Here is an 8,717-nt window from a genome sequence, read left to right as displayed (position 1 = left end):
CGCAAGGCCGCCGCCTACGAGGACGAGCGGCTGCGGCGGCCTGAGGCTGGCTCGCCCCTGCGGCGGGCGTGCCCGCGGGCGCGCTCTCCGGCGCGGGCTTGTCCGCCGTGCCGGAGGCGGCAGCCCCTGGCTTGTAGTCGGCGAAGAAGTCCCACCAGGCACGGTCGACCGAATTCGGGTCCTGGAGGTACTGCTGGTAGATCTCGTCGACGAGCCACTCATTGGGACCGAACGCGGCGGCAGGGTTCTTGCCCTGACCGCCTTGGTCGGCCGAGATGCTCGAGTTACTGGGGGACTGAGACGACACGGCGGCAACCGCCCTCTTCCGCTTCACAAGGTGATGGACAGCGGAAATAAAGGCTACGCCTCCCTGGCCGAGAGGTGCAGGCGGGGCGGGCCATCGTCGCGCAAGTCACACCAGACGGCGGGTTTCGGGGCTGGGAATGGCGGGAAACAAGCGTGGTTCCGCTTCGCTGCGGGTAGGACTCACCGCGGCTACGACCCCCTGGGTCGCACCCCTGACGGCTTGCTGACCGGTAGCCGGCCGCGCCGTGAACACGTTCTGACTGTCTACACGCAGAACGTGGCCTTCCGGTTCGAACCCTACGTCAACCTCGCGCCGATCGGATTCCCGGAAGAGTGACGAGAATGCGGCAGCCACGGGACGATTCGGCCACGCCGATGCGTCCGCCGTGCAGATCCACGGCCCACCGGGCGATCGCCAGGCCCAGACCGGTGCCGCCGTCGCTGCCGGGGCCGTGCGGGGAGGCCACGTCGCCGCGGTTGAACCGCTCGAAGACCTTGTGGCGCTCCTGCTCGGGGATGCCGGGCCCCTCGTCGACCACTTCCAGGTGCAGCGACTCGGGATGCGGTCCGCGCCGGGCTCGTACCGTGACCCGGCCGTGCGGCGGGGAGTGCTTGACGGCGTTGTCGATGAGGTTGGCGACCACCTGGTGGAGCCGCTCGGCGTCCGCGTGCGCGGTCAGCTCGGGCGGGAAGACGTCCAGGTGGAGATGGACGTCGGTACGGGTGTGGTTGCCGGACCCGGAGGACAGGGCCCGCTGGGAGGAGGCCAGATTGGCCTCCTTCAGCACGCCGGACAGGTAGGGCCACACCTCGAAGCGGCGGGCCCGCAGCGGCAGCACGCCGTTGTCCAGGCGGGAGAGGTCGAGCAGCGTCTCCACCAGCCGGCCGAGCCGCTCCGTCTGCTTGAGGGCCGTGCGCATGGTCTCCGGGTCGGCGGCGGAGACGCCGTCGACGACGTTCTCCAGCACGGCGCGCAGCGCGGCGATCGGGGTGCGCAGCTCGTGCGAGACATTCGCCACCAGCTCCTTGCGGTGCTGGTCCACGGCCTCCAGGTCGTCGGCCATGCGGTTGATGGTGGAGGCGAGGTCGCCGAGCTCGTCGCGGCGGTCGGCGCCGCGGACCCGGCGGGTGTAGTCGCCGTGGGAGATGCCCTTGGCGACGGTGTTCATCTCATCCAGCGGGGCGGTCAGACCGTGCGCCACGAACTGGGTGATCAGCAGGGTCGCGATCACCGAGAACACCGTGATGAAGCGGAGCTCGGTCTCGGTGCGCAGGGCGACCAGCAGCAGACCGGTGGTGATGAAGACCGAGACGACGACGAGCGTGCCCAGCTTGGTCTTGATCGAGATGGCGATGGACGCGTGCCGCAGCCAGCTCCGCCAGTGGCGCAGTCTCTCGCCGCGCGGTCTGCTTGTGGAGGTGCTGTTCCCGGTCGCCCGCCGTCTCATGGCGCGGGCGTCTCCAGCGCGTAGCCGACGCCGTGGACCGTACGGATCCGCTCGGCGCCGATCTTGCGGCGCAGCGCCTTGATGTGGCTGTCGACGGTACGGGTGCCCGACGCGTCCGCCCAGTCCCACACCTCGGCGAGCAGCTGCTCGCGGGAGAGGACCGCGCGGGGCGTGTTGGCCAGGCAGACCAGCAGGTCGAACTCGGTGGGCGTGAGATGCACGTCCTCGCCGCGGACGCGGACGCGGCGCTGGGCGTGGTCGATCTCCAGCTCGCCCAGGCGAAGGATCCCGCTGCGCGGGGTCACGGCGGCGAGCGCGGCGCGCTCCACGCGGCGCAGCAGCACATGCACCCGGGCCGCCAGCTCCCGCATGGAGAACGGCTTGGTCATGTAGTCGTCCGCGCCGACCCCCAGGCCGACCAGCATGTCGGTCTCGTCGTCCCGGGCGGTGAGCATCAGCACCGGCACGGGCCGCTGGGCCTGCACGCGACGGCAGACCTCCAGGCCGTCGAAGCCCGGCAGCATGATGTCGAGGACCATCAGGTCCGGCTGCCACGCCTCGGCCGCGTCCACGGCGGCGGGGCCGTCCGTGGCCGTCTGCACCAGGAAGCCCTCGGCCCGCAGGCGAGCGGCGATGGCGTCGACGATCGTCGTGTCGTCCTCGACGACCAGCACCCGGCGCTGCGCGCCGGGTGTGGCCGCAACGCCGTTGTGGGTGGTGTGTGTCTGCTCCATCGCCCCGCCCCTGTACGCATTCTCGCGAGCTGCATGTAGACGTAGATCTCGTGTGTAGATGAGCAGCGTAAGGGCAGTGAAGGCGTCCCGGCTACGCAGGGCGAACGGCGAGGTGGACCGCGTCAGGTACGCCTCGGGCAACCCGGATCTCTTCGGTCCTTACCCCGTTGAATCCGGCATTCCGCAGTGCGTCCTCGAAGTCCGAGGAGGGCTGCGCGGACCAGACGGCGAGGACGCCGCCAGGCGCCAACGCCTCCTGGCAGACGGCGAGTCCGGCCGGTGAGTAGAGGTTCTCGTTGTCGTCGGTGACGGTCCAGTCGGGCCCATTGTCGATGTCCAGACAAAGAGCGTCGTACTGGTCGGTAGTGGCTTTGAGGTGGGAAAGGAGATCCGTGTGCAGGATCACGCTGCGAGGATCGGCGAGCGCCTCGCCGGAGATCGCGGCGAGCGGTCCCTCCCGGTGCCAGTCGATGATCGCCTGCTCGCGCTCGACGACGGCGACGCGCCGCCAGTGGGGGTTGGCGACGGCGTGCGCGAGGGAGAAGCCGACGCCGAGACCGCCGATGAGCACGGTGGGGAACTCGCGGCCCGCCGCGGCGAGCGTGTCGTACGCCGCGTCGACCAGCAGCCGCTCGGAGCGGCCGTCGGAGGTGTCCATCAGGAAGCAGCCGTTGGCGATGATCTCGTGGTGCTCGCCGCGTCGACGCAGGACGACCTCGCCGTACGGCCCCTCGCGCCGATCGAGGACGACGGGTTCGTCAGGACGGAGATGGACCGGCAAGACGAGGACCTCCGCAGCGGGTGGGTCGGGCGCGTGAGGCAACCAGTCTGGCGGGCGGGGGAGGGTCGGGACAAAGGGTTTTGGCCGGATTGGCGCGTTGTCGCCGTAGGGGTGTGGGTGGGGAGGGAGCGGGCGTGGCGGTGGTTGGGCGGGCGGTGGAGGCGCTCCGGGGCGGGGCGGTGATGTCTCGTGGGCGGGCCTCGCGTCTGAACGGCGGGGGGCCGGATTGTGTCTGTGCGTGGGGCGGCGGGGCGGCGTCGGCCCGCCAGCGGCTGGCTGTCACGTCTCGTGGGCGGGGCCCGCGGTGGCCGGTTCTCGGCCTCGGCGGGTGCCAGGGGGGATCTGGTGCCCTGCGTGCCCCGCCGTCAGAGGCCCTCGGCGCAGGCACCGCGCCGGCTATAGAGGGCGGAGCCCGCTGCGGATGCCACCTCCTGCCTGGGCGCTGTGGTCGATCGGCCTGTGCCGGAGTCGGGCGGGGCCCGGTGCCGGGCGGGGCTGGCCTTCAGGGGCCCGCGCCGGGCCTGGAGGGGCGGAGGCTGCGGCGAACGCCGTCCCCGCCGCCGCCCGCGCTCCCGCCGGGGCGCTGTGGTCGATCGGCCGGTGGCCGGTTCTCGACCTGCGCCGGTGCCGGGCCGGGCGGACCCCGGTTCCCCGGCCGTCAGGGTTCCTCGCGGCGGGTGCCGCGAGGAATGCGCGTCGGTACGGCTCTGGGCGGCGCGGGCGGTGCCCCGCGGCTCCAGCAGCAGGCGGATCCTCGCGGCTGGTGCCGCGCCGGCTATAGAGGGCGGAGCCCATCGCGAATGCCACCTCCGCCCTGGGCGCTGTGGTCGATCGGCCGGTGGCCCGATCCCGCCTGGTGCCGGGCCGGCACCCGCTTCCCCGGCCGTCAGGGGCCTTCGCGGCGGGCGCCGCGCCAGGCATAGAGGGCTGAGCCCGCGGCGAATGCCGTGCCCGCCGCTGCCCACGCTCCCGGCTGCGCGTCCGGCTGCATCGGCCAGGCCCAGAGCGTCGCCCAGCCGCTGGGCGTCCGCGGAGCGCCCAGGTAGACCGCGCTCAGATACGCGAACGTGGGCATCCAGCTCAGCCGCGCGCCGATCAGCGTCGCCGCGGCCGCCGTGATGCCGACCGCGCCCAGCGTGTTCCGCGCCATCGCGGGCGCGCCGAACTCCTCCGGGTGGCCGAGCACCGCGAGCGCCAGCGCCGCCGCGGCCAGGGCGGTCAGGGCGAGCAGCTGGGCCAGCCGCCGCGGCCACCAGGGGCGTACGGCCGTCCTGTCCAGCTCGTCGGCGTACTGGTGGAAGCCGGTCCCGATCACCGCGGAGGCGAACAGCGGGGCCAGCGCCACCACCGGCACGCGACGCTGGGGATCGAGGTGTCCGTCGAGGCTGTGCGCGGCCCAGAGAGCGAGCGCGGAAGTCGCCGCGAGGACGCCGAGAGCCAGCGGCAGGCCACGCGACCGTGCGTAGAGAAGAAGCCCCCTCGCCGGGCCGGCGCCGGTCACAGGGCGGGGACCTTGGCCGGGTCGCAGCTGGCGACGGTCGCGAAGTAGTCCGACAGCCAGGCGCGCCGCTTCTCGTCCGGCATGGACGTCAGGCGGGCGAGGGCCCGCTGGTCCGCCTCGACCTCGGCGTCCTGAGCCCCGCCCTGCGTCCCGCCGCCCGCCTCGGCTCTCTCCTCCAGGCCGCCCCGCACAGGGTCCGGGTGGAGCCAGTCGGTGACGGCCTGGTCGACGCGCCGAGCGCGCGGGTCGAGGTCGCGAGCCTCGCAGTCGCGCGCGCGTCGGGTGAGCGCGGACGCGGCCTCCCACGCGTACTGCTCGGGGTCGACCAGCTCGCCGCGGACGACGGACCAGCCGATCGGCGTCAGCAGCGGCAGCCGGGCCTCGTCGGGCCCGAGGTCCCTGTTCTCGTCGACGAACCGGACCGGCAGGTTCTCGACGCCTTCCAGCCGCCCGGTGACGCCGGACAACGCCACGACGACCTTCGGCAGCAGATCCGGGTACTGCGCGTTCACGCAGATGTCGGGCCGCACAGAGGTGTCGCACACCTGCCGGCTCGCCAGCGGGTCGTCGCGCCACATGGCGTCGCCCGTCTGCACCATGAGCGCGCCGGCCGCGCCCGCCGCGGCGAGCGGCAGCAGGGCGGTGTACCGGCGGCGGGCGGCGCAGGCGAGCACCGCTCCGGCGGCCAGCCCGCCCGTCCAGGCGGCCATGGCGAGCGGCAGCCACCACACCGGCAGGAACATGCTCCACGCCTCCGCCGACGCGGGGCTCAGATAGCGGGCGTCGGCGGTCAGGTACGTCGGGACGCCGAGAGCGAGATACGCCGCTATAGCGAGCAGCGGAGCGGCCAGCCGCCAGGCCACGAGCCGCCCGACGACATGGCCGATCAGCGTGCACGCCACGACGAACGCGGCGTCCATAGGCAGCAGCGACAGCACGGGCTCGCCCGCCGACGCGTACGGCCGGCTGGCCAGCAGCGCCCCGGCGGCGGCGACCGCGTACCCCGCGGCCGCCCACAGAGCCGTCGGCAGGGCGGCTGCCAGGAACTGCGCGAGGCGACCGCGCGCGGCGCTCGCGAGCAGCTCCACGGTCCGCCGACGGCGCTCCCTGCCGCCCTGCCAGCAGCCCGCGGCGGCGGCCAGCGGCCCGCCCAGCAGAGTGGCCGCGCTGTGCAGCTCGGCGTGGGTCTCGCCCCAACTGCCCTGCCACTGGTCCGCCTTGGACCACAGGGCCACGGACAGCGTCAGCAGGACGGCGACGCCAGCCCAGGGGGCGAAGCCGCGGAGCAGCTCCGCGCGCAGCGGGGTCGCCCTCATCGACGGGCTCCCCGCCCGGCGACGGCCGTCCGGTGGGCGCGCAGGGCGGCGGTGTACCCGCGCTCTATAGCGTTGCCGCCGCTCTCGTCCGCGGAGTCCTTGCCCAGGATCGTCAGCTCGTCCGTCGAGCCCCGGAAGGCGACCTCGCCCTTCTCGATCAGGGTCACCTGGGAGCAGGCGGCGGCCACGTCCTCGACCAGATGCGTGGATACGAGCACCGTGGACCGGGCGCCGAGGTCCCGCAGCAGCTCCCTGAACTCGACGCGCTGCTCCGGGTCCAGACCCGCCGTCGGCTCGTCGAGGAACAGCACGTCGGGCTCGTTCACGATGGCCTGCGCGATGCCGACGCGCCGGATCATCCCGCCCGACAGCGTCTTCACCTTCGCGTCGACGCGCCCGCCGAGCCCCACGCGCTCGACGGCGCTCTCCACGGCGGCGGGGACGGACTGGGGCGGCATCTCCTTCAGCCAGGCGACGTACGAGACGAACTCCCGCACGGTGAAGCCCGGGTAGTAGCCGAACTCCTGCGGCAGATAGCCCAGCCGCCGCCGCACCTCCGCGCGCTCCCGGTGCGACGACACATCGCGGCCCAGCAGCTCGACCCGGCCCGCCGTGGGCGCGGCGACGGTGGCGAGGACGCGGATCAGCGAGGTCTTGCCCGCGCCGTTCGGGCCGAGGAGCCCGTGGACGCCGGGGTCGAAGTCGAGCGCGACCGCGTCGAGCGCGACGGTCTTGCGGTGCCGGACGGTGAGGTCGGCGACCTCTATGGTGCTCACGACTTCTCCAGGTGGTCGAAGGACGTACGGCGTACGGCGAGCAGCGCGGCGCACAGCGCGGCGGCGGCGGCCCAGCCGCCCTGGACGGCGGGCCCGGAGACGTACGGCTCCAGACGGCCCGCCAGGTCCTGCGGGAGCGAGGCCAGCACGGGGGCGACGACGACGCCCAGCCAGCAGGCCGCGAGGCCGCCGGCGGCGCGCAGACAGCCGATGTACGAGCCGAGCGCGAGCGCGCCCAGGGTCAGGGCGAGCCCGGGCAGCAGCCACGCGGCGGCGCTCGGCGCGTCGGCGGCCGGGGGCAGCAGCGCGCCGACCGCCGTCAGCAAGGGGACGCTGACGGCCAGCACGGCGGCCGTCCGCGTCAGCAGCAGGCGCAGCCCGCCCGACGGGGTGGCGGCGGCGATCTCGTGGAGGGGATCGGCGTGCGGGCCGTACGACAGGGCGACGCCGAGGAGCGGCACGACGGGGGAGACGGCGAGCAGCAACGGGCGTGCGGCGGAGAAGCCGGCCCCATAGGCGAGGAAGAGGGCGCCGAGGGCGACGAGCAGCAGGGCGGCGAGCCAGGCGCCGCGCAGGGCGGGGCCGACGGCCCAAAGGACGTGGCCGAGTCGGAGGCGCCGCCCGGCACGCGCCGGGCGGTAGTCCGGGGCGTCTACCCGGACTTCGGTCGCGGGCACGGGTGTCCGGGTGTGGGCGTTGGTGTGTCGTGCGGGCTCGGCTTCGGGCGCGAGTTCCCGGGCGTGGGCGATCTCGTATCCGGCGGGCTGGGCTTCGGCTTCGGGTGTGGGTGTCCGGGTGTGGGCGTTGGTGTGTCGTGCGGGCTCGGCTTCGGGCGCGAGTTCCCGGGCGTGGGCGATCTCGTATCCGGCAGGTTGGGCTGCGGCTTCGGGTGTGGGTCTCCGGGTCTGAGCGTTCTTGTGTCCGGCGGCCTCGGCTCCGGATCCGGGCGTGAGTTCCCGGGCGTGGGCGATCCCGTATCCGGCGGGCTCGGCTCCAGGCGTGGACTCCTGGGCCTGGGCGATCCCATAGCCGGCGGATCCGCGCGCCCTCCCTGGGGCCGTCTGCGGAGACGCAGCGCCCGCCGCGCGGCTCAGCACCGCCGCGCGGACCTCGGCCAGCACCTGGCCCGCCGGGCCCGAACGGGCCGCCGAGGAGACCCTCGACGCGCACGTGCCGCATGACTCCACGTGCTTCTCCACGGACCAGGCGTCGGCTTCCGCCGCCGCGCCCTCGGCATACTGGGCCGCCAGTCGGTCGCTCACATGCCAGGCGCTCACGCCGTGCCTCCCAGCGGCTCGTTGTCCGGTGTCAGCTGCGCCAGAGCCGCGCGCAGCTCGCGGCGGGCCCGTAGGGCGCGGGTCTTGACGGTGCCCTCCGGGATTCCCAGCAGGCCCGCGGCCTCACGGGTCGTCAGGCCGTCTATGACGGTCGCCCGCAGGACCTCCCGCAGCTCGGGCGAGATGCGGTCGAGCGCCGCGCCCACATCGCCGTACTCCAGGCCCGCCAGCACCCGGTCCTCGGCGGACGGCGCGGGGGCGGGGGCCGGTTCGAGCGCTACCCGCTCGGTGCGCGCCTGCGCGCGCTGCGCGTCGACCAGGCGGCGCGCAGCGATCACCCATAGCCAGCCGCCCGCCTCTTTGCCCCGGTGCGAGCCGGCGGAGCGCCAGACGGCGACGAAGGTGTCCTGCAGTACTTCCCGTACGGTCTCCGGGTCCGCGCAGCGGCGCGCGAGGCGGGCGTGCAGCCAGCCGGCGTGCCGGTCGTAGAGCGCGGCGAGGGCGGCCGAGTCCCCGCGCGCGACGTTCCGCAGCAGGGCCGCGTCGTCGTCCCCGTCTCCCCTCATGGGGCGCATCAG

9 protein-coding genes are annotated in these 8,717 nt (G+C 74.1%); all 9 read right to left on the bottom strand.

What is annotated here, in order from left to right:
• Positions 1 to 307 (bottom strand): hypothetical protein (locus AB0M39_RS34755; protein ID WP_365370960.1); only part of this gene is annotated, 307 nt, incomplete at its 3' end.
• 301 nt (positions 308 to 608) lie between these two features.
• Positions 609 to 1,754 (bottom strand): ATP-binding protein, encoded by a 1,146-nt coding sequence (locus tag AB0M39_RS34750; protein ID WP_365370958.1) that lies wholly within the window; start codon positions 1,752 to 1,754, stop codon positions 609 to 611.
• Positions 1,751 to 2,488 (bottom strand): response regulator transcription factor, encoded by a 738-nt coding sequence (locus AB0M39_RS34745; protein WP_365370956.1) that lies wholly within the window; start codon positions 2,486 to 2,488, stop codon positions 1,751 to 1,753. Before AB0M39_RS34745 ends, AB0M39_RS34750 begins: the two co-directional genes overlap by 4 nt.
• Before the next feature lie 91 nt (positions 2,489 to 2,579).
• Positions 2,580 to 3,269, bottom strand: a complete 690-nt coding sequence (locus tag AB0M39_RS34740; RefSeq protein ID WP_365370954.1) for a spermidine synthase — start codon at positions 3,267 to 3,269, stop codon at positions 2,580 to 2,582.
• An 886-nt stretch (positions 3,270 to 4,155) separates the two neighbouring features.
• Entirely contained in the window at positions 4,156 to 4,770 is a 615-nt protein-coding gene (locus tag AB0M39_RS34735; RefSeq protein WP_365370952.1) for a hypothetical protein, read from the bottom strand.
• Positions 4,767 to 6,086 carry a hypothetical protein gene (locus AB0M39_RS34730; protein WP_365370950.1) on the bottom strand — a complete coding sequence of 440 codons (1,320 nt, stop codon included), beginning with the start codon at positions 6,084 to 6,086 and terminating at the stop codon, positions 4,767 to 4,769. Before AB0M39_RS34730 ends, AB0M39_RS34735 begins: the two co-directional genes overlap by 4 nt.
• A complete protein-coding gene (locus tag AB0M39_RS34725; RefSeq protein ID WP_365370948.1) occupies positions 6,083 to 6,862 on the bottom strand; it encodes an ABC transporter ATP-binding protein in 780 nt (259 codons plus the stop codon). The genes AB0M39_RS34730 and AB0M39_RS34725 overlap by 4 nt, the downstream gene beginning before the upstream one ends.
• Complete coding sequence (locus AB0M39_RS34720; RefSeq protein WP_365370946.1) at positions 6,859 to 8,139, bottom strand: zf-HC2 domain-containing protein; 1,281 nt, start codon at positions 8,137 to 8,139, stop codon at positions 6,859 to 6,861. The genes AB0M39_RS34725 and AB0M39_RS34720 overlap by 4 nt, the downstream gene beginning before the upstream one ends.
• Positions 8,136 to 8,705: an RNA polymerase sigma factor gene (locus AB0M39_RS34715; RefSeq protein ID WP_365370944.1), complete on the bottom strand. Its 570-nt coding sequence runs from the start codon at positions 8,703 to 8,705 to the stop codon at positions 8,136 to 8,138. The genes AB0M39_RS34720 and AB0M39_RS34715 overlap by 4 nt, the downstream gene beginning before the upstream one ends.
• Between the last annotated feature and the right edge of the window lie 12 nt (positions 8,706 to 8,717).

The sequence above is a fragment of the Streptomyces sp. NPDC051907 genome, from assembly GCF_040681075.1.
Classification (GTDB): Bacteria; Actinomycetota; Actinomycetes; order Streptomycetales; family Streptomycetaceae; genus Streptomyces.
The sequence above is the reverse complement of the archived record's forward strand: the minus strand, read 5'-3'. Positions and strand labels throughout refer to the sequence as shown.

What these genes read in the sequence shown, in the direction of transcription:
- AB0M39_RS34715 (WP_365370944.1), bottom strand. Translation starts at nt 8,705, where the DNA reads ATGAGGGGAGACGGGGACGACGACGCGGCCCTGCTGCGGAACGTCGCG.
- AB0M39_RS34730 (WP_365370950.1), bottom strand. Translation starts at nt 6,086, where the DNA reads ATGAGGGCGACCCCGCTGCGCGCGGAGCTGCTCCGCGGCTTCGCCCCC.
- AB0M39_RS34745 (WP_365370956.1), bottom strand. Translation starts at nt 2,488, where the DNA reads ATGGAGCAGACACACACCACCCACAACGGCGTTGCGGCCACACCCGGC.
- AB0M39_RS34750 (WP_365370958.1), bottom strand. Translation starts at nt 1,754, where the DNA reads ATGAGACGGCGGGCGACCGGGAACAGCACCTCCACAAGCAGACCGCGC.